Raw genomic sequence first — 19995 nt, 5'->3', positions numbered from 1 at the left:
CCATGACGACCACTCTCGACAAGGCCGGCATCGTCACCACCGTCGTACCGCGCCCCGAGCCGCCGGACGAACCGGAGGAGCACAGACGCCTGGGCGGACTGCGCCGCGACGACCTGCTCGCCCTCGGCGGCGCGGCCACGACCGGCCTCAGCCTGGCCTGGCTGCTCTTCGGTGAACTGGCGCCGCTCTCGGGGCCGCTCGGATTCGCCGTCGTCGCCTATGCGATCTTCCTGCTGGTCTACGCGGTGCTGGTGTGGATGGACACCTCGGCCGGCGGCGGCTCCTCCGCCGGGCCCCTGGTGCGGGACCGGCTGCTGACCGTCGTACTGCACTCCGCCGCCGTGCTGCTGTTCGCCGCGCTGGTTCTGGTCATCGGCTTCACCGCCGTCCGCGGCTGGCGGGCACTGCCGCACGCCGGCTTCTACACGCAGGACATGCAGGCGGCGGGCCCGCTGGACCCGATCACCGTCGGTGGCGTCCAGCACGCGGTCGCCGGCACCCTGATCCAGATCGGCATCGCGCTCGCCATCACCATCCCGCTGGGCATCACCTGCGCCGTCTACCTCGGGCAGGTGCCCGGACGGTTCTCCCGGTTCGTCCGCACCATCGTCGAGGCGATGACCGCGCTGCCCTCGATCGTGGCCGGCCTCTTCATCTACGCGAGCTGGATCCTCATGCTGGGCTTCGAGAAGTCGGGCCTGGCGGCGGGGCTCGCCATCAGCGTGATGATGCTGCCGATCGTCATCCGTGCCGCCGACGTGGTGCTGCGCCTGGTGCCGGGCACGCTCACCGAGGCCGCGGAGGCGCTGGGCGCGCCGCGCTGGCGCACCGTCTGGCACGTGGTGCTCCCCTCCGCGCGCTCGGGCCTGGCCACCGCCGTCATCCTCGGCACCGCGCGCGGCATCGGCGAGACCTCCCCGGTGCTGCTCACCGCAGGTGCCACCGCCGCGCTCAACGTCGACCCGGCCCGGGGCCCCATGATGTCGCTGCCGCTCGCGGTGTTCACCTTCATCAGGTCACCCCAGCCCGCCATGATCACGCGGGCCTTCGGCACCGCACTCGTGCTGCTGGCACTGGTGCTGCTCCTCTTCACACTCGCCCGCGTCGTCGGCGGCCGCGGTCCCGGACACCTGAGCCCCCGCCAGTCCCGCCGCGCGGACCGCCGCTCCCAGCGTGACCTGAGCCGCTTCGAGGCTCCGGCGTCCGTTCTCGCGGATCCGGCGTCCGCTGCCGTCGAGTCGGCGTCCGTTCCTGCGGCTCCGGCGTCCGCTCCCGCGGAACCGACCCCCGCTCCCGCCGAACCGACCCCCGCTCCCGCCGAGGTGGACTGATGCTCCGTCGGATACGTTCCTCGCTGCGATCCGCCGTCGCGGCCCTCGTCCTGGCGCCGGCGCTGCTGCTCGGCGCCGGCGCCACGCCCGCGGCCGCAGCGGGCTACACCCCGATCAGCGGGTCGGGTTCCAGCTGGGCCTTCAACGCCGTCGACCAGTGGCGCCGTGACGTCCGGCAGTACGGCATGCAGATCTCCTACAGTCCCCAGGGCTCCTCCTACGGCCGTCAGCAGTTCCTGGCCGGCACCACGGACTTCGCCGTCTCGGACATCCCCTTCCAGACCAACCCGAAGGACGGCTCCGCGCCGGAGCGGCCGGTGGCCGGGTCGTACGCGTACATGCCCATCGTGGCGGGCGGCACCGCGTTCATGTACCACCTGACGATCAACGGGCAGCGGGTCACCAACCTGCGGCTGGGCCAGGACACCCTGACCAAGATCTTCACCTCGGCCGTACGGTACTGGGACGATTCGGCGATCCGGGCGGACAACCCGGGCCTGAAGCTGCCGCACCGGGCCATCGTGCCGGTCGTCCGCTCGGACGGCTCGGGCGCCACGGCCCAGCTCACGCTCTGGATGGCGAAGCGGCAGAGTGCGCTGTGGAAGACGTACTGCGCCAAGGTCGGCCGCAGCAACGCCTGCGGGGAGACCTCCTACTACCCGACCGTCACCGGCATGATCGCCCAGTCCGGCGACCTCGGCGTTGCCGGGTACATCTCCCAGGGCTACGGCGAGGGATCCATCGGATACGTCAACTACTCCTACGCCCTCAACGCGCACTACCCCGTCGCCAAGCTCCTGAACACGGCCGGGTACTACACCGAGCCGACCGCGCAGAACGTCGCGGTGTCGCTGCTCAAGGCGAGGATCAACACGAACAAGAACTCCGCGGACTACCTCACCCAGAACCTGGACGCCGTCTACAGCGACCCCGATCCGCGCTCCTACGTCCTCTCCAGCTACGCGTACATGATCCTCCCGCTCAAGGAGCAGGGGACCTTCACCACCGCCAAGGGCAAGACACTCGGCGCGTACTCCTACTACTTCATGTGCGAGGGGCAGCAGCAGGCGCCCGAGCTGGGCTACTCACCCCTGCCGATCAACCTGGTGAAGGCGGGCTTCGACCAGATCCGCAAGATTCCCGGCGTGGTGCCCAAGAACATCAACATCAAGGGCTGCAACAACCCGACCTTCAGCGCGGACGGCACCAACCGGCTCGCCACCACCGCGCCCATGCCGTCCGCCTGCGACAAGAAGGGCGCGACCAAGCAGTGCGCCACCGGCTCCGGCGGGGCGAGGCAGACGACGACCACGAACAACGGCTCCGGCGGATCGGCGAGCGGTGGCTCGACCGGCGGATCCACGGGCGGTGGTTCGGCGACCGGTGGTACGGCAGCCACCGGGGGAACGGCCGGGGCGACCGGCTCCACGGCCGGCGCGAGCGTCGACCCGGACACCGGTCAGACCGTGAACCCGGCCGCCTCGGGCGGCAGCGGCGGCACCACCGTGCTGGCCTCGCCCGTCTCCGTGGCGGCCGACGACGGCTGGAGCACCTCGCAGACCCTGATGGTGCTGGCCGGACTCACCCTGCTCGTCGTGGTCCTGGTGCCCGCCGTCACCGCCCAGGTGCTGGCCGGACGCAACGCCAAGGGGGAGCAGAAGTGAGGACACGCCGACTCTTGCAGATGGCCGTGGGCGGGGTGGCGGGAGCCCTCGCGGGCGCGCTGCTCTCCGTGGCGGCGGCGCCCGGCGCGGGCGCGGCCCCCACCACGGCCGGTTCCGCCGTGACCGTCTCCGGGCGCGGCGAGTTCGCGGACATGAGGTTCACGGTGAGCCAGACCGAGGGCCTGACCGACCGGGCCATCACCGTCTCCTGGACCGGCGGTACGCCCACCACCTTCGCCGGGAACCAGTTCAACACCGACTTCGTCCAGATCATGCAGTGCTGGGGCGACGACGACGGCACCCACCCGGACAACCCCGGCCCGCCGCGCACCCAGTGCGAGTACGGCGCCTCACCCACCACCGACCGCTCCAACTGGCCCGGCAACGGCGACGACGACACCCGCGCCGCCGTCTACCGCGCGAAGCCCGCCCACTACGGGCAGGACGACACCTACGGCTCCACCATGCCGTACGGCCTCGGCGAGGTGCCCTTCAAGGCGGTCGACGGCACCGTCGTCACCAGCGGCACGCAGAACAACAGGTTCTTCAACCACGCCACCACCAACGAGATCGACTTCGCCCGCACCCAGGCGGACGGCACCGGTACGGAGATCTTCGAGACCCAGACCCTCAACGAGGCCCCGCAGCTCGGCTGCGGCGCCCCCCTCACCCACGCCGACGGCACCGTCACCGGCCGCTCCTGCTGGCTGGTCATCGTCCCGCAGGGCCACCTCGACCTCGACGGCGAGCCCTACGAGGACCGGACCCAGGTCAACGCCGGATCCCCGGTGTCCTCGACCAACTGGAAGAACCGCATCGCCGTCCGGCTCGGCTTCAACCCCGTCGGCGCCTCCTGCACGATCGGCGCCGAGCAGCAGGACACCATCGGCAGCGAACTCGTCGCCGAGGCCATGAGCAGCTGGCAGGCCAAGCTCTGCGCCTCCGGCACCGTCTACGGCTTCACCCAGCTCGGCGACGCCGACACCCGCGCCCGGATCACCTCCGGCGCCGACACCCTCGGCTTCGTCACCCGGCCGCTCGGCTCGGACGACGGGACGACCGCCCCCACGGGCACAGTCACCTACGCCCCCGTCGCGCTCTCCGGCGTCGTCATCGGCTTCACCATCGATCGACAACCCGGTTCCACGGCGACCAGCGAACAGAAGGCCCTGGAGGGGACCCGGTTCACCTCCATGAAGCTCAACCCGCGGCTGATCGCCAAGCTGCTCACCGAGTCGTACCGCGGCTCGCCCTGGGGAGCGGTCAAGACCGTCTACGCGAACGGTACCGCCACCCTGACCGCCGCCAAGGGCTACGGCTGGGCCCTGCACAACCCGGCAGGCCTGCTGTCCGACCCCGAGTTCCTGACACTCAACCCCGAGTACGCCAACCAGTCCATCCCCGAGAACCCCAGCACCGACACCGACCTCGAGGTCGCGCTCGGCCACACCGACGCGGCCCGGCAGCTGTGGAACTACGTGCTCGCCGACAAGGACGCCCGGCGGTTCCTGGCCGGCGTACCCGACGACGACGGCATGCGGGTCAACCCCTATTACAGCGCCAACGCCGACCTCAACCCCATGGGTTCCGCCTTCACCGCGGCCCGCGACGACTATCCCAAGGCCGACCCGTGGACCACCATCCCGCCGGGTTCCGCCGAGGCCACCGTCAAGCAGGGCATGACCGACTTCCACCCCTACGTGGACGACATGCTCCTCGCCGCGCAGCACGCGCGCCGCGGTGACCAGCTGTGGAAGTCCAGCTGGGACGCGACCGCCAACCCCCCGGTGTGGAAGTCCCCCGGTCCGCAGAACGTCGGCCAGCGCGTCCAACTGGTCGTCACCGACGCGGCAGCGGCGGCCCGTTACGGTCTGCAGACCGCCGGTCTGCTCAACTCCGCGGGCAGGTACGTCACTCCGACCTCGGCGTCCCTGACCGCCGCGGCCACCTCGGCCAAGGGCAGCCCCGCCGTCGTCCCGGTCACCGCTTCCCGGACGGGCGCGTACCCGCTGGCCATGCTGGTCGACGCGGTGGTCCGACCGGGGCAGCTCAAGGCGGCCGAGCGCAAGAGCTACGGCGCGCTGCTGCGCTACGCCGTGCAGGCGGGCCAGCACACCGGCATCGAACTCGGCGACCTGCCGCTCGGCTACGCGCCGCTGGGCCGCGCGCTGCGCGGCAAGGCGCTGACCGCGGCGAAGCTGCTGGAGACCTACCGGGGCGAGGGGACGACCGGCGGTTCGACCGGCTCGGGGACCGGGGGCGGCACGGGCGGCTCAGGGGGAGCGGGTGCCACCACCGGGGGCGGCGGCACCGGCGCCGGGACCCCGGCCGGCACCACGGCGTCCCCGTCGTCCGCCTCCACCGCCCCGCACGGCAGCACCGCACCCGACCTGATCAACACCGCAGGCGGCCTCACCCCGGCCGACCCGGCGGTCCCGTTCCGCCTGGCCCTTCCCCTCGGCGCGGGACTCGGCGCGCTCGCCGGGCTGATCGCGCCGTTCGCGGCCGGCTGGCGTCCCCAGGGTTCGGCCATCGCGCTCTCCGGCGCGTCGGCCTTCGCCCGCCGTACGACTCGCCGACTGGTGGGGAGGTTCCGCAGGTGACCGCCACGATCGAGACGACCGGAACGGCCAAGTCGGCCGGGGCCAAGTCGGCCAAGCCGGCCAAGGCAAGGAAGCGCGGCTCGGCTAAGCCCTACGCCGTGGGCGGCGCGCTGCTCACGGTGAGCGTGCTGCTGCTCGGCATCTGCGCCCAGATGGTCCTGCTCAGCCCGTTGCAGCACCGCGCCGCCCAGGCGGCCGGCTTCGACAGGCTGCGCGGCGAGCTGGCCGCCGGAACCGTGGCCGTCTCCCAGAGCGACCAGGCCGGGCGGCTGCTCACCCCGGGCACCCCGCTGATGCTGCTGGAGATCCCGAAGCTGCACGTCCGCGAGGTGGTCTTCGAGGGCACCGACTCCGACGTACTGGCCAAGGGACCCGGCCACCGCCGGGACACGCTGCTGCCCGGCCAGGCCGGGACCAGCGTGATCATGGGCCGGGCCGCTGCCTACGGCGGACCGTTCGGGCACCTGGAGGACCTGACCCCCGGTACCGCCTTCCGGATCACGACGGGCCAGGGACGCTTCACCTTCCGGGTCCTGGACCTGCGGCGCGCGGGCGAGCGCGCCCCTGCCGCGCCCGCGTCCGGCAAGGGCCGTGTCGTGCTGATGACCGCGACCGGGCCCTCGTATCTGCCGAAGGGCGTGCTGCGTCTCGACGCCGACCTGGTCGGCAAGGCAGCCGACACCCCGGCGCTGAGGATCGCCCCGGACTCCCTCCCGTCGAGCGAACTCCCGCTGCGCGGCGGCTCCGTCGTCTGGTGGGAGCTGGTGCTCTGGCTCCAGGCGCTGGCCGCCGCCTCCGTGGCCGCGGTCTGGGCCTGGTTCCGCTGGGGACGCCGACAGACCTGGATCGTGTTCACCGGGCTGCTCGGCGCCGTAGGCCTGCAACTGGCGGAACAGATCACCCGCCTCCTCCCCAATCTGCTCTGACCGCCCCGCCCAGGACCGAGGTTTCCCAGATGACCGACACCGCCACCCCCGAAGCAGTCGCAGAGACCGAAGAGACCAGGCCCCTGGCCGTCGTGGAGGACCAGGGTGCGGGTCCCGGTCCCGCCGAGCTGGACGCCCGCGGCGTGTCCGCCTGGTTCGGCAGCCACAAGGTGCTCGACCGGGTCTCCCTGACCATGCCCGCCGGCCGGGTCACGGCCCTGATCGGTCCGTCCGGCTGTGGGAAGTCCACCTTCCTGCGCACCCTCAACCGCATGCACGAGCTGGTGGGTGGCGCGGCCTTCGCCGGCGAGGTACTGCTGGACGGCACCGACCTGTACGCGCCCGGGCGCAGACTCACCCAGGCGCGGCGGGACATCGGCATGGTGTTCCAGAAGCCCAACCCCTTCCCGGCGATGTCGATCTACGACAACGTGGTGGCGGGGCTCAGGCTGACCGGAGTCAAGGCCGGCCGTTCCACCAAGGACACCCTGGTCGAGGAGTGCCTGACCCGCGCCGGCCTGTGGCAGGAGGTGCGGGACCGGCTGCGCCGGCCGGGCGGCGCCCTGTCCGGCGGCCAGCAGCAGCGTCTGTGCATAGCCCGGGCCCTCGCCGTACGCCCGCGCGTGCTGCTGATGGACGAGCCGTGCTCGGCGCTGGACCCGACGTCCACGCGCCGCGTGGAGGAGACGATCCACAGCCTGTCGCAGGAGGTCACCGTCGTCATCGTGACCCACAACATGCAGCAGGCCGCGCGCGTCTCCGACCAGTGCGCCTTCTTCCTCGCCGAGCAGGGCGTCCCGGGCGGCATCGTCGAGTACGGTCCGACCGACGCCATGTTCAACAGCCCACAGGATCAGCGCACGGCGGACTACGTCAACGGACGCTTCGGCTGACAACCACCCACGGTCCGGCGTCTGGCTTGCCTCATTGGACGTGCCTCGCTCCAAGGTTCGTATTCCGCGCCCCCATCAGCGAATGTGCTGCCGACGGCTGTCACGACGACTCTTCGCGGGGCCTGACGGGGAACCAGGGGGAACGCTGGGAACGGAAGGACCGGAAAGGATCGAGAAAGCTCGCTGACCGCGGGCGTGCTGCCCGCCGCGCGCGATCCGGGTGCAGCCGCTGGACGCGGTGACACCCCCGGTCACCGGTGTCCGCCGGGCGGTCGCCGTCCGCTCGGTCGTCGGCCTCGCGCTGCGCAACCTGCTGCGCGCCCCCGGCCGCACCGTGCTCGCCGTCGTCGCCCAGGCCCGTACCGCCGACTACGTCAGCGTGGCGCTGTCGCTGCTGCTCGGCGCGGCCGGCGCCGTGGACGTCCTGGTTCTCTCCCAGCGGGAGCGGGCCGCCGACCTCGCCGTACTCGGCGCCACCGGCTGGTCGCGGCGCGAACTCGGCCGCCTCGCCCTGTACGAGGGCGCCGGCCTCGCCCTCCGGCAGGGCACTTCCAGCAGGGCACTTCCAGGCCAGAAGTGGTGCGCTGGAGGGCAACCGGCCTCGCGACGCGCGCCCTAGCGTGAGGCCATCCCTGCCGCGAACGGCCGGACGACGGCCGCCTGTGTGCCGATGCCGTCCGTGCAGTGCGGCCAGTCGCTTCGGACGAAGGAGACGAGACGTTGCCGTACATCACAGTGGGCCAGGAGAACTCCACCACCATCGACCTCTACTACGAGGACCACGGAACCGGGCAGCCGGTCGTCCTCATCCACGGCTTCCCGCTCGACGGCCACTCCTGGGAGCGGCAGAGCGCCGTGCTGCTCGACGCCGGCTACCGCGTGATCACCTATGACCGCCGCGGCTTCGGACAGTCCAGCCAGCCCACGACCGGCTACGACTACGACACCTTCGCCGCCGACCTCGACACGGTGATGAAGACCCTCGACCTGACCGACGCCGTCCTGGTCGGCTTCTCGATGGGCACCGGCGAGGTCGCCCGGTACGTGTCCCGCTACGGCACCGCCCGGGTCGCCAAGGTCGCCTTCCTCGCGTCGCTGGAACCGTGCCTGCTCAAGAGCGACGACAACCCGGACGGAGTCGCCCCGAAGGAGTTCTTCGACGGCGTCGTCGCGGCCGTCAAGGCGGACCGCTACGCCTACTACACCGCCTTCTACCAGGACTTCTACAACCTGGACGAGAACCTCGGCAGCCGGATCAGCGAGGAGGCCGTCCGCCGTAGCTGGGACGTCGCCGCGGGCGGCGGCTTCTTCGCCGCCGCCGCCGCGCCGTCGACCTGGTACACCGACTTCCGTGCCGACATCCCGGCCGTCGACGTGCCCGCGCTGATCCTGCACGGCACGGGCGACCGCATCCTGCCCGTCGAGGGCACGGCACGGCGCTTCCACAAGGCCCTGCCGTCCGCGGACTACGTGGAGATCGAGGGCGCCCCGCACGGACTGCTGTGGACCCACGCGGAGGAGGTCAACGCCGCGCTCCTCGCCTTCCTGGCGAAGTGACCCGCGCGATCCGCAGGCCTGCCCGCCGGGCCTGCGGATCGCGTCCTTCGACCGTGCGCTCCTTCCGAGCGGGTCTCCCCGTGAGGAAGCGGACCCTGTCCACCGCCGTCCTGATCACCGGAGCCGGTCGGATTCACCGGCCCGCACGTCGTCCGCGAGGCCGAACGCCGCGGCCGCACGCTGCGGCGTCACGCTGCGGCCTCAAGGCGGCTGACGGCCCATCGCGGGGAGGTGTGCCCCCGGCGCGCAACGGAGCGCCCAGCGCGCAGCGGCGCGCAACGGCGCGACGGCCGTCCCCGTCGACCCGACCGACCCGGCCTCGCTGCACGGCCTGCGCGGCACGGCCTGCGCGACGGCGCCGACGCCGTGGTGCACTGCGCCTCGCGGATCGGCGGCCCGGACGCCCGGTGCGAGGCGGTCAGCGTCCGCGGCACCTTCCGCCGGGCCCGAGTACCTGACGCGGCAACTGCTTCAGCCGACCCGCTGCATTGCCCTCCGGCGCCGTTCCGCCATCGCCGAACCGGACTCCCGGCGGGCCATCCTGCGCAGGACGGAGGGGGCAAGCACCAGTCCGGCGACCGCCCAGAGGGCCAGCACCCCCGCCGTCTCCAGATCTTGCCGGCGCCGTTCGGGCCGAGCAGGACAAGCACCTCACCCCGCCGGGCCGTGAAGCCGACCCCCTTCAGTACGTCCTGGCTGCGATAGCCCATGCATAACTCGCGTACGTCGATGACCGTGTCGCTCTGCGGCGGTGCACCGCCCCGTCCGTCGAGCGACGCATGAACAGTCGTCATCGGTGTCCCCCGTCCTGGTCCGTGGACCGTGGTCTGTGCGTCCGGTGTGCCGGGGGTGTGCCGGGGTGTGCCGGGGGCGGCCCGGCGACGCCGTACCCGGCTCTCCTGGCCGGCAGGTAGGTGACGGCCCGCTCCACCGCGGCTACGTCGACCACCGTGCCGCCGGTGTCGGTCACCCGTCGGCGCTCGCCTCCAGTGCGGTCAGCGGGTCACATCGGTCGCACAGCGCGGACTTCGGGCGCCGATCAGGCGACACCCGTGCCGTGTCAGCGGGGTTCTGGAAGCGGTGTGCGGAGGCATTCGACGAGGTGGTCGCCGGTGTCGGGGTCGGTGGTGACGCCGTGCGCCTCGCTGCCGAAGCCGGGGAAGGCGCGGTCGAAGGCTTCGAGTGCGGTGAGATAGCGCAGGATGGGGCCGTCGGGGGCGCCGAGGGATTCGCCGGGCATCAGGACGGGGATTCCGGGCGGGGTGACGGTGACCATGGCCGCCGCGATCCGGCCGGCCGCGTCGGCCAGGCGGACGCGTTCGGTGCGGCCGCGGATGAGCTGCTGGTAGCAGTGGCGCGGCGGGTGGACCGGGGTGGGCAGGTCGTGGAAGGCCTCGTCGAGGGCGGTGATGAAGGCGCCGTGGGCCAGGTGCTCGTGCATCTGGGCGCACAGCTCGGGCAGGGTGGTGTCGCGGTAGCGGGACCGGTGGCGTGCGACGAGGGCGGGCAGGACCCGGTCGAGGGGAGCGTCGGTGTCGTAGAGGGCCTTGAAGTCCATCAGGGCGTCCATGAGCGTTCCCCACTTGCCCTTGGTGATGCCCATGGAGAACAGGATGAGGGTGGTGTAGCTGTCGGTCTTCTCCACGACGATGCCGCGGGTGGCGAGGTACTCGGTCAGGACGCGGGCGGGGATGCCCCAGGGCTGGGTCCGGCCGGAGGCGGTGACGCCGGGGCAGGTGAGGGTGACCTTGACCGGATCGAGGAGGCAGTGGCCGTCGGTGAGACCGTCGAAGCCGTGCCAGGCCGCGCCGGGTTCGAGCTGCCAGCAGGCGGGGTCGCCGGCCAGGAGGGCAGCGGGAGCGTCGGCGAGGGGGATGCGGGCGCCGGTCGCGGGGTCGGTGACGTGGTCGGGCTGCCAGACGCCGAAGAACCAGTCCGGGCGGTCCGCGGCGGCGGTGATACGGCGGCCGGTGCGGACGACTGCCTGCCGGAAGCGGATCGCCTCCGTGACGGCCTCGTCGATCAACCACCGGCCCTGGGGGCCGTCCATCATCGCGGTGGCCACGTCGAGGGAGGCGATCCCCGGATAGAACGCGGAGGTGGTGCCGTGCATCATGAACGCCTCGTTGAAGCGGTCGTGTTCCACCGGCGCACGCGGCGCGGAGCGGACGTGGACCATGGCGCACTGGGACAGCGCGGCGAGGAGTTTGTGCGTGGAGTGGGTGGCGAAGACGGTGGGCCGGTCGTCGCCCGGGAGCGTATCCGCGGTCACGGCCATGCCGTAGCGCCCCCGGTAGAGGGGGTGGAAGCGGGCGTAGGCGAACCATGCCTCGTCGAAGTGGAGGCGCGGGGTGCTGGGGGCGAGCGTTCGGGCGGTGACCACGGTGTCGTAGCACAGGCCGTCGTACGTGGAGTTGGTGACGACCGCGTACTGGGCGTCGGGTGAGACGGCGCCGGCGGTGAGGGGGTTGGCGGCGATACGGGCGGCGATCGCGGCCGGGGCGGTGGTGGCGGGCGGGAGGGGTCCGGCGAGGCCGTATCCGTTGCGGGTCGGCACCAGGTAGACGGGCCGGGCGCCGGAGACGACCAGGCCGTGCAGGACCGACTTGTGGCAGTTGCGGTCGACCAGGGCGATCTCGTCGGCCGTGACGCTGTAGTGGCCGACCATGCGGTTGCAGGTGGAGTCGCCGTGCAGAACGAAGTAGGTGCGCTCGGCGCCGAAGACCCGGGCGGCGTTGCGTTCGGCCTCGCCGATCGGCCCGCTGTGCTCGTAGAGCGAGCCGAGCTCCCCGACGGAGATCGACAGGTCGGTGCGGAAGACGCGCTCGCCGTAGTAGTCGAAGAACGCTCGGCCGGCCGGTGATTTCAGGAACGCGACCCCGCCGGAGTGGGCGGGCGTGTGCCAGGAGTACTCGTGCGCGTCCTCGAACCGTTTCAGGGCGCGGAAGAACGGCGGCAGGACGTCCGCCAGGTAGGAGCGGGCGGCGGCCGCGACGCGGCCGGCGATGAAGGCGGGAGTGTCCTCCAGCGGCCAGATGAAGCCGACGACCGTCTCCGACACCCACAGCGGCAGGTGCTCGAGCTCGTGGTCGGAGCCGTCGGTCATCAGCAGGAAGACGGGCAGGTCCTTGAAACGACGCCGGAGCCTGTCCAGGACCTCCGCCCCGCCCGTCGGCACCTCCACACCCCCGGCCGTCGCTCCCGCGTGCTCGCCGTGCCCGGAGGTGGTTCGGGAAGGCAGGTCCCAGGCCACCACCGCGGCCGCGACACCGGCCTCCGTCTGAAGGAGCGCCGTGGCGTCACGGGCGTCACCGGCCCGCCGCAGCTCCAGGCCCCGGTTCTCCAGCTCCTTACCGATCCGCCGCAACTGCTCGGCGCCCACCCCACCGCCGAGCGGGTCCTCCCGCAGTGCGAACAGCACCGTGCCGAGCGCCATGACCCGTCCCCCATCCCTCACAAGGGGCCCCGATCGGACGACGCCGACGGGACCGCCCGGCACCGCCGCGTGCGGGGCGGTGACCAGCCTGGCCGAACCGCCCGACCTGCCACCGATCTTCGCAACGGCCTTCACCCGCACGGGCGAAACCGTATGGGCGTCCCGCGGGCATCGGGAGGGCATGCCGCCGGCTCGGGGCTGAGCCCCGCGCCGGCGGCCCCAGCGTCCCATCACCCAGGCCGAGTTGAGCTTGCGTACTCAGGTCCGGGGCGGCTCCGCCTTGCGAGCATCGGTGCAGCGGCGCGGTCGAGAGCGCCGGCTTCCGCAGCCAAGAGTGTCCGAGCCAGTTACGGAGATCCGTCATGTCCCGTCGTACCGCCCTGTCCGTCGTCGCCGGTGCCGTCGTCCTCGCCGGTGCGGGAGCCTTCGCTCTCGCCCACGCCGCCGACCCGGCGCCCCGCCTGACGCACAGCACCGCCCGGTACTCCGCGCCCGACGGCGCGCGGGACGGCTCGTTCACCTTCTCCACCCAGGTCGAGGCGTCGTCCGGCGTCAAGAGCCTGAAGGTGCTGGCCTGGCCGGAGAAGTCCGGACTCGCCAAGAAGCAGCCGACCGCCGCCGAGATGCGCCGGGCGGAGTCCGCCCGTTGCACGCCCGCCGGTGAGGACACCGTGCGCTGCGTATACACGGTCAAGGTGACCGGTGCCGATGCCGCTTCCTTCCCGCGCGGCTCCTGGCACGTCGCCACCCTCGCCACCGCCGCCGACGGCACCACGGCCCTGGACACGGAGGCGGTGGACTTCACCGTCGGCTAGGACGACCTAGGGATTGCCGAGGGCGGGGGAGAGCGTCCGCCGGTACCACTTCTCGTACCGGGCGAACCGTTCGCCGAAGGACCCGGGTGCGTGGTCGACGGCCGCCCACAGGGGCGCGCCGTCGAACCAGTGGTCGGTGACCAGCATGTCCAGGTCGTGCCGCGGGACTCCGTGCTCGCGGCACCAGGCGTGGGCCTCGTCGAGGGTGAGGTCGCCGCGCGGCCGGGGGACGGCCGCGAGGTCGGCGACCGTGCCGAGGACCGTGTGCCAGGGCACGGGCTCGGGGTGACAGGCGTGGTAGACGGGCGCGGTGAGCCGTTCGGCGGGGGCCAGGGCGGCGGCGACCAGGGCGTGGGCCAGGTCCTCCGCGGCGATCAGGGAGACCCGGGCGCGCCAGCCCTCCACCGTGCCGGGCAGACCGCGCAGCAGCCGGGCCAGCGCGGGGACCATCCGGGTGTCGCCCTCGCCGTACACGAGGTGGGGCCGTACGACCGTGCCGCCGGCGGCCAGGACGGCGTCCTCGCCGGCCGCCCTGGTCCGTGAGGTGGCCGAGACCGGCGCGCGGTCCAGATCCTGCGGCCGGGCCTGGCGGAAGGTGCCGCGCCCGTACACGGCGGCGGTGCTGAGGTGGACGACGCGGCCGACGCCGGCCCGACGGGCCTCGGCCACGAGCGCCGCCGTGCCGCGTGCGTTGACCGCCTCGCAGCGTGCGTCCGGGCCGCCGATCTGCGAGGCGCAGTGCACCAGGGCGTCGGCGCCGTCGCACAGGCCGCGCAGCGAGGCCGGGTCGGTCAGGTCGGCGGGCACGACCGTCGTGCCGGGCGCACCGGCGCGCACCTCGCTGCGATGGGCCGTCAGCCGTAGGGTGAGGCCGCGGCGTTCGGCCTCGCGGACGACGTGCCGGCCGATGAATCCGCCGGCTCCGGTGATCACGACGGTGGGCATGGTCCGGTTCCTCACGGGGACACCTTGCCAGGCGAAACCACGCCGGAGACAACGGGAGCCCGGCTCCCGCCCGCGGCGATCCGGGACCCGGTCCAGTCGCCCGCGCCGGACGGCTGGGTATTTCCTGGGGAAGGCCGGGGTCGTCACGCCGGGGCGGGGCTCTCATGCTGGGCCGGGGCCTCACCCCGGGCGGGGTCTTCACCCGAGGCCGGGGGTCTCATGCCGGGGCCGGGGCCTCACCCCGGGGTTGGGGGCTTCATGCCGGGGCCGGGGCTTCACCCCGAGACCGGGAGCTTCATGCCGGGGCCGGGGCTTCCGGGCCGGGGACCTCATGCCGGGCGGGGGCCTCACCCCGGGGCCGGGGCCGGGGCCTCACCCCGAGACCGGGGCTTCATGCCGGGGCCGGGGCTTCACCCGGGGGCGGGGACCTCGTGCCGGGGCGGGGGCCTCATGCCGGGGCCGGGGCTTCACCCAAGGCCGGGGGCCTCATGCCGAGGCCGGGGCCTCACCCCGAGGCCGGGCCTCATGCCGAGGCCAGGGCCTCACCCTGGGCCGGGGCTTCACCCGGGGCCGGGGGCCTCGTGCCGGGGCGGGGGCCTCACCCCGGGGCCGGGAGCTTCATGCCGAGGCCGGGGCTTCACCCGAGGCCGGGGCCTCGGCATGAGGCCGGGGTCTCACCCCGGGGTGGGGTCGTCACCCCGAAGCCGGGGTCGTCCCGCCACCGCCCAGGTCGTCGGTGCGCAGCAGGCGCAGGAACGCCTTCACCCCCGCGATGATCTCCTGGTTGTCCGTGAGGCGGTTCACCGTGGACTCGAACTCGCGGCCCAGCGCGGCGAGTCGGCGGTCCGTCGCGTCCGCCCGGTCGTGCGTGCTCAGGGCCAGCGCGTCCACGGTGCGGCGGAGTTCGGCGAGGGCCTCGTACTGTTCCTCGGCCTTCTCCTCCAGGACCCGCGTGCCGGTCTCGGCGCGGTCCAGTCGGGCCCGCAGCTCCACGACGTCGTCCCGCGGGTACGTCACCTCCTTCAGGAGGGTCCCGAGGCGGCGGCGGAGCTGTCCGAAGTAGGCGCCGGCCGGGCGGAAGAAGGTGCTCAGGAGGAAGAACGCGGCGAACCAGTAGCCCGTGAACGCGCCCGTCGCCCAGGTGACCGCGAGGACGACCGCCGCCGTCACGACATGGCCCGCCACCGCCGACCGGAACATCACGCGGGCTATCCGCGCCGCCTCCGCGTCCCGGGCCTCGGAGATCTCCATCCCCTTCTCCCGGCTCACCGCGATCTCGGCGAGCACCGCATGCGCGCGGAAGCAGAGGTTCCAGGGGAGGGTCAGCAGGAGCGTCAGCCACAGCAGGCTCAGTACGCCCGCTCCGAGCGCGAACACCACCGTCGTCGGTGCCCCCGCCACGTGGGCGAGGACCAGCGCTCCGGCCGCCGCCGCGACGGCCAGCACCGCCCCCAGAAATCTGCCCATGCCCCTGTCCCCCGTCGGTTCGTCGACTTTCGTTCATCGTCTCCGCCACCCCGGGACTTGGCATGAGTAGGCGTACTCAGTACGGCGGGGGCGCGGGGCGAGCAGCCGGGCCGGCCCCGCCCTGGAGACCCTGCGCACCGGGCTCGTCCCAGCTGGTTGAGCACCGGCGCCGCACCTGCCTCACGCGTTCACGCGTTCACGCGTCCACTCCATGTGCGCCCCGCACCGGCGCGTTACGGTGGGACGGTGAGCGACACCCCGGCGAGCGGTGACCGCCGCTCCGGCACCCCCCTCGCCAAGAAACTCGGCGTCAGGGCGGGGCAGGGGCAGCGGCTGCGCCTGCTGCACGCGGGGCCCGACTGGACGGTGCCCGGACTCCCCGGCGACGTCGACCTCGCTGCCGGCGGCCCCGGCGGCGCCGATCTCACCGTCGCCTTCTACCGGTCGTACGCCGATCTCGCCGCGGAAGGCGAAGGCCTCGCCCGCGACCTCGCCGACCACGCCATGCTCTGGATCGCCTGGCCCCGCAAGGCCGCCGGCCATGTCAGCGACCTCACCGAGAACGCTCTGCGCGACCTCTTCCTGCCCCTCGGCCTCGTCGACGTGAAGGTCGCCGCGCTGGGGGAGGACTGGTCCGGCCTGAAGTTCGTCCGAAGGCGGGAAAATCGCCGTAAAAGCGACGCAAAGTGAACCGGCGTTCGGGCAACCTCCGTATCTGAGGCAACATCTTGGTGAATGACGGGCGTCGCGCGACGGGAGCGCGGAAGAGTGCCGTCTTCTGCCGGACCAAGTGAAGAGGTTGAGCGACGTGGTGGAGCCGAGGATCGCCGTTGCCGTGGTGACCATGGGCAACCGGCCCGCCGAGGTCGACGCCCTGCTGGAGTCCGTCGCCAAGCAGGACCTCGCACCCGACCGGATCGTCGTCGTCGGCAACGGCTGCCGGCTCCCCGAGTTCGCCGAACGCCTGGGCCTGCCCGGCGAGGTCACCACCATCGACCTCGACGAGAACCTCGGCTGCCCCGGTGGCCGCAACGTCGGTCTCGAACGGCTCCGCCAGTACGGCGACATCGACGTCGTCGTGGAACTCGACGACGACGGACTGCTCGTCGACGCCGACGTACTGCGCCGCGTCCGGGACCTGTTCGCCGCCGACCCCCGCCTCGGCATCGTCGGCTTCCGCATCGCCGACGAGAACGGCGAGACCCAGCGCCGGCACGTCCCGCGCGTCGGTTCCGCCGACCCGATGGAGGGCGGGTACGTCACCGGCTTCCTCGGCGGCGGCCACGGCCTCAGCATGGCCATGCTCGCCGAAACCGGCGACTGGCCCGCCGAGTTCTTCTTCGCGCACGAGGAGACCGACCTCGCCTGGCGCGCCGCCGACGCCGGCTGGAAGATCCTCTACGCCCCGGAGCTGCTGCTCCAGCACCCCAAGACCTCGCCCGCCCGGCACGCGATCTACTACCGCGTCACCGCCCGCAACCGCGTCTGGCTCGTCCGGCGCAACCTGCCACTGCCGCTCATCCCCGTCCACCTCGGCGTGTGGATCGCCGTCACCCTGCTGCGCACCCGCTCGCCGGCCGGCCTCAAGGCCTGGTTCGGCGGGTTCGCGGAAGGCGTGCGCAAGCCGGCCGGTCCCCGGCGGCCCATGCGGTGGCGCACGGTGTGGCGCCTCACGCGCCTGGGCCGACCGCCCGTCATCTGATCGCACGGCCGTGCGACCCCACGCGGGGAGCGGCACGGCGCGGGCCCCGGTCGTTCACCTCCGCCGACCGGGGCCCGACGCGCCTCCGGATCCGGCCGCGGCGGCGACACTCCCCCGAGTACCGCGTTCACACGCGCGCACCGACGGGCCGGCTCCGATGATGTGATCACATCAGGCGGCACCAACGGATCGCTAATATGTTGCCAACGAGTGTCCATGTCGTCGCTGGTCAGAGCGTCTGCCGCGAAGGTTTGCACATGGACGGAAAGGCGATGGCGGACGTGATGCGGCAGGACGGGCTGCGGTTCGGACTGCTGGGACCGCCCGTCCTCCACTGCCCCGGCCCGCCGGACGACATCACCCGGCCGATCCGCAGCGCCAAACTCCGCACCCTCCTCGCCGCCCTCCTCCTGGACGCCAACCGGATCGTCCCCGTCGACGCGCTCAAGGAGGCCCTGTGGGCGGGTGCGCCCCCGGCCTCCGCGCACGCCTCCCTGCACAACCACGTCGCCCGGCTGCGCCGGCTCCTCGACGATCCGGAGCGGCTGCGGGCCGTCCCGCCCGGCTACCAACTCCGTGTCGAGCAGGGCGAACTCGACGTCCATGTCTTCGAGCGGCACCTCGCCACCGCGCGCGGCGCGCACGCCGCCCGCAACTGGGAGCGCGTCCTCGCCGAGTGCGCCGCCGCGCTCGCGCTGTGGCGCGGCACGCCGCTCAGCGGCCTCCCCGCCGACCTGGGCGGCTATGCCCTCGTACGACGGCTGCGGGAGGCCCGGCTGCTCCTGCTGGAGTGGCGCTACGACGCCGAACTCGCCCTCGGCGGCAGCGGAATGGACCAGGGGGACGGGACGCACGGTCCGGAGGGTGTGAGCCGGGTCGGCCGGGTGGCCCGGGTGGCGAGGGTGGCCCGGATCGTGCCGGAGCTGACGGCGCTGGCCGCCGAGCACCCGCTGCGGGAGGCGTACCACCGCCAGCTGATGCTGGCCCTGCACCGCACCGGCCGCCAGGCCGAGGCCCTCGCCGTCCACCGTGATCTGCGCACCCGCCTCGTGGAGGAACTCGGCGCCGAACCGGGCCCGGCGGTGCGCGAAGCCCATGTGGAGGTGCTGCGCGGGGTAGGGGAGGCGGAAGCCGCCGGACAGACCCGGGCGGAGGCCGCCGCCAGGGAGGCCCGGGGGGAGGCCGACGGCGGGCAGGCCCACGGGGAGGCCGCCGCCGGGCAGGCCCGGGAAGAGGGGCAAAAAGACCCCGACGCCACCCCCGCCCCCCGTCCACCTCTCACCCCGCCGCACCCCGACCCGGCCCAACTTCCGCCGCCCCCTGCTCACTTCACCGGCCGCGACCGCACCCTGCGCCGCCTCGCCGACCTCCTCTCGGCGCCCTCGCCGGACGGCCGCCCGGCGCTCGCCGTCATCACCGGCATGGCCGGCGTCGGCAAGAGCGCGCTCGCCCTGCACCTGGCCCACGCCATGAGGGAACGTTTCCCCGATGGCCAGCTCTACTTCAACCTGCACGGCGCGACCCCCGGCATGACCCCGCTCGCGGCACCGCAGGCCCTCGCGGCGCTCCTCCGCGACCTCGGCACCGAGCCGCGCCGCATCCCCGAACACCCGGACGCGGCAGCGGCGTTGCTGCGCACCCTCCTCGCGCCCACCCGGACGCTCCTCGTCCTCGACGACGCCGCCTCCGCCGCCCAGATCCGCCCGCTCCTGCCGGCCGGACCCGGCTGCGCGGTCCTCGTCACCAGCCGTTCCCCGCTCACCGCCCTGGACGGCGCCCACCGTTTCCCCCTCGCGCCCCTGTCCGCCGAGGACAGCGCGGCCCTGCTGCGCGCACTCTCCGGCCGTGACGACGCGGGCGACGGCGACGGGCTCGACGCCCATCACCCCCTGGTCGAGCTGACGGGCCGGCTCCCGCTGGCGCTGCGGATCGTCGCCGCCCGCCTCGCCGCCCGCAGGGCCCTCACCCCGGACGCGCTCGCCGGGCAGCTGAATGCGACGCAGAGCAGACTGCACCACCTCGAGTACGACGACCTGAGCGTGCGGCGCTCGCTCGCCGTCGCCCATGACGCGCTCGCCGCCTCCGAGCGCGAGGCCGACCGGGACGCCGCCCTCGCCCTGCGCCGCGTCGGCGCCCTGGACCTGCCCTCGTACAGCGCCCCACTGCTCGCCCGCCTCACCGGCACCGACGAGCGCCGCGCCGAGACCGCCCTGGACCGGCTCGTGGACGTGGCCCTCCTGGAGGAGACCACCTACGGCCGCTACACCCCCCACGACCTCGTACGGGACTTCGCCCGCGAACTCGCCACGGGAACCACCACCTTGCCGACGACCGCCGCGCCGACGACCGCCGCGCCGACGACCGCCGCGCCGACGACCGCCGCGCCGCCGGCCGCCGCGCCGCCGGCTGCGGGCTCGCTGCCGACGGCCTCCGCACCGCGGGCTGCGGGCTCGCTGCCGGTGGCCGCCGCGCTGGCGATGGCCTCCGCGCTGTCGGCTGCGGACTCGCTGCCGTCGACCGAGGGCTCGCCGCCGACGGCCTCCGCACCGCCGGCTGCGGGCTCGCTGTCGACGTCCACCGCGCCGCCGCCAGCCGCCCCAACAGCACCCCCTCCCACAGCGAACGCCACCCCGACCCCCACCCCCGCGCCCACTCC

14 protein-coding genes and 2 pseudogenes are annotated in these 19995 nt (G+C 73.4%); 11 read left to right on the top strand and 5 right to left on the bottom strand.

Annotation, left to right across the window (positions count from 1 at the left end; genetic code table 11):
* Positions 1–2 precede the first annotated feature (2 nt).
* From pstA to AQJ58_RS31945, 7 genes are all read left to right on the top strand, one after another.
* Complete coding sequence (gene pstA / locus AQJ58_RS31975) at positions 3–1331, top strand: phosphate ABC transporter permease PstA (RefSeq protein ID WP_067256478.1); 1329 nt, start codon at positions 3–5, stop codon at positions 1329–1331.
* The gene (locus AQJ58_RS31970) at positions 1331–2995 is read left to right on the top strand and encodes a substrate-binding domain-containing protein (protein ID WP_067256476.1); all 1665 of its coding nucleotides are present in this window, start codon (positions 1331–1333) and stop codon (positions 2993–2995) included. The genes pstA and AQJ58_RS31970 overlap by 1 nt, the downstream gene beginning before the upstream one ends.
* A complete protein-coding gene (locus tag AQJ58_RS31965) occupies positions 2992–5598 on the top strand; it encodes a hypothetical protein (RefSeq protein WP_159056355.1) in 2607 nt (868 codons plus the stop codon). The genes AQJ58_RS31970 and AQJ58_RS31965 overlap by 4 nt, the downstream gene beginning before the upstream one ends.
* Positions 5595–6524 carry a sortase gene (locus tag AQJ58_RS31960; protein WP_079079362.1) on the top strand — a complete coding sequence of 310 codons (930 nt, stop codon included), beginning with the start codon at positions 5595–5597 and terminating at the stop codon, positions 6522–6524. The genes AQJ58_RS31965 and AQJ58_RS31960 overlap by 4 nt, the downstream gene beginning before the upstream one ends.
* Before the next feature lie 29 nt (positions 6525–6553).
* Complete coding sequence (locus AQJ58_RS31955; protein WP_079079361.1) at positions 6554–7417, top strand: phosphate ABC transporter ATP-binding protein; 864 nt, start codon at positions 6554–6556, stop codon at positions 7415–7417.
* 238 nt (positions 7418–7655) lie between these two features.
* Positions 7656–8036, top strand: a complete 381-nt coding sequence (locus tag AQJ58_RS31950) for an ABC transporter permease family protein (RefSeq protein WP_234360360.1) — start codon at positions 7656–7658, stop codon at positions 8034–8036.
* A gap of 101 nt (positions 8037–8137) precedes the next feature.
* Entirely contained in the window at positions 8138–8974 is an 837-nt protein-coding gene (locus AQJ58_RS31945; RefSeq protein ID WP_067256471.1) for an alpha/beta fold hydrolase, read from the top strand.
* Positions 8975–9445: 471 nt separating this feature from the next.
* Here AQJ58_RS31945 and AQJ58_RS44965 read toward each other — a convergent pair.
* The 3 genes and pseudogenes from AQJ58_RS44965 to AQJ58_RS31940 all read right to left on the bottom strand — a co-directional run.
* A pseudogene (locus AQJ58_RS44965) lies at positions 9446–9586 on the bottom strand (ABC transporter permease); the annotation flags it as partial.
* Between the two features lie 2 nt (positions 9587–9588).
* Positions 9589–9768: pseudogene (locus AQJ58_RS44960) on the bottom strand (ABC transporter ATP-binding protein); the annotation flags it as partial.
* 266 nt (positions 9769–10034) lie between these two features.
* On the bottom strand, positions 10035–12410 hold the full coding sequence (locus AQJ58_RS31940) for an Orn/Lys/Arg family decarboxylase (RefSeq protein ID WP_067256469.1): 2376 nt from the start codon (positions 12408–12410) through the stop codon (positions 10035–10037).
* 362 nt (positions 12411–12772) lie between these two features.
* Between AQJ58_RS31940 and AQJ58_RS31935 the strand changes: the two genes are divergently transcribed.
* Positions 12773–13225: a DUF5707 domain-containing protein gene (locus AQJ58_RS31935; RefSeq protein ID WP_067256467.1), complete on the top strand. Its 453-nt coding sequence runs from the start codon at positions 12773–12775 to the stop codon at positions 13223–13225.
* A 6-nt stretch (positions 13226–13231) separates the two neighbouring features.
* Here AQJ58_RS31935 and AQJ58_RS31930 read toward each other — a convergent pair whose 3' ends face one another.
* Positions 13232–14170: an NAD-dependent epimerase/dehydratase family protein gene (locus AQJ58_RS31930; protein WP_067256465.1), complete on the bottom strand. Its 939-nt coding sequence runs from the start codon at positions 14168–14170 to the stop codon at positions 13232–13234.
* A 693-nt stretch (positions 14171–14863) separates the two neighbouring features.
* On the bottom strand, positions 14864–15637 hold the full coding sequence (locus AQJ58_RS31925; protein WP_067256463.1) for a hypothetical protein: 774 nt from the start codon (positions 15635–15637) through the stop codon (positions 14864–14866).
* Between the two features lie 246 nt (positions 15638–15883).
* Between AQJ58_RS31925 and AQJ58_RS31920 the strand changes: the two genes are divergently transcribed.
* From AQJ58_RS31920 to AQJ58_RS31910, 3 genes are all read left to right on the top strand, one after another.
* On the top strand, positions 15884–16327 hold the full coding sequence (locus AQJ58_RS31920) for a DUF3052 domain-containing protein (protein ID WP_067256461.1): 444 nt from the start codon (positions 15884–15886) through the stop codon (positions 16325–16327).
* Between the two features lie 118 nt (positions 16328–16445).
* Entirely contained in the window at positions 16446–17339 is an 894-nt protein-coding gene (locus tag AQJ58_RS31915; RefSeq protein WP_067256738.1) for a glycosyltransferase family 2 protein, read from the top strand.
* A 257-nt stretch (positions 17340–17596) separates the two neighbouring features.
* Positions 17597–19995, top strand: a 2399-nt coding sequence (locus tag AQJ58_RS31910) for an AfsR/SARP family transcriptional regulator (RefSeq protein ID WP_420712195.1), incomplete at its 3' end; no start/stop codon positions are given.

Source organism: Streptomyces sp. DSM 15324 (genome assembly GCF_001514285.1).
GTDB lineage: Bacteria > Actinomycetota > Actinomycetes > Streptomycetales > Streptomycetaceae > Streptomyces.
The sequence above is the reverse complement of the archived record's forward strand: the minus strand, read 5'-3'. Positions and strand labels throughout refer to the sequence as shown.

What these genes read in the sequence shown, in the direction of transcription:
- pstA (WP_067256478.1), top strand. Translation starts at nt 3, where the DNA reads ATGACGACCACTCTCGACAAGGCCGGCATCGTCACCACCGTCGTACCG.
- AQJ58_RS31970 (WP_067256476.1), top strand. Translation starts at nt 1,331, where the DNA reads ATGCTCCGTCGGATACGTTCCTCGCTGCGATCCGCCGTCGCGGCCCTC.
- AQJ58_RS31955 (WP_079079361.1), top strand. Translation starts at nt 6,554, where the DNA reads ATGACCGACACCGCCACCCCCGAAGCAGTCGCAGAGACCGAAGAGACC.
- AQJ58_RS31940 (WP_067256469.1), bottom strand. Translation starts at nt 12,410, where the DNA reads ATGGCGCTCGGCACGGTGCTGTTCGCACTGCGGGAGGACCCGCTCGGC.
- AQJ58_RS31935 (WP_067256467.1), top strand. Translation starts at nt 12,773, where the DNA reads ATGTCCCGTCGTACCGCCCTGTCCGTCGTCGCCGGTGCCGTCGTCCTC.
- AQJ58_RS31930 (WP_067256465.1), bottom strand. Translation starts at nt 14,170, where the DNA reads ATGCCCACCGTCGTGATCACCGGAGCCGGCGGATTCATCGGCCGGCAC.
- AQJ58_RS31925 (WP_067256463.1), bottom strand. Translation starts at nt 15,637, where the DNA reads ATGGGCAGATTTCTGGGGGCGGTGCTGGCCGTCGCGGCGGCGGCCGGA.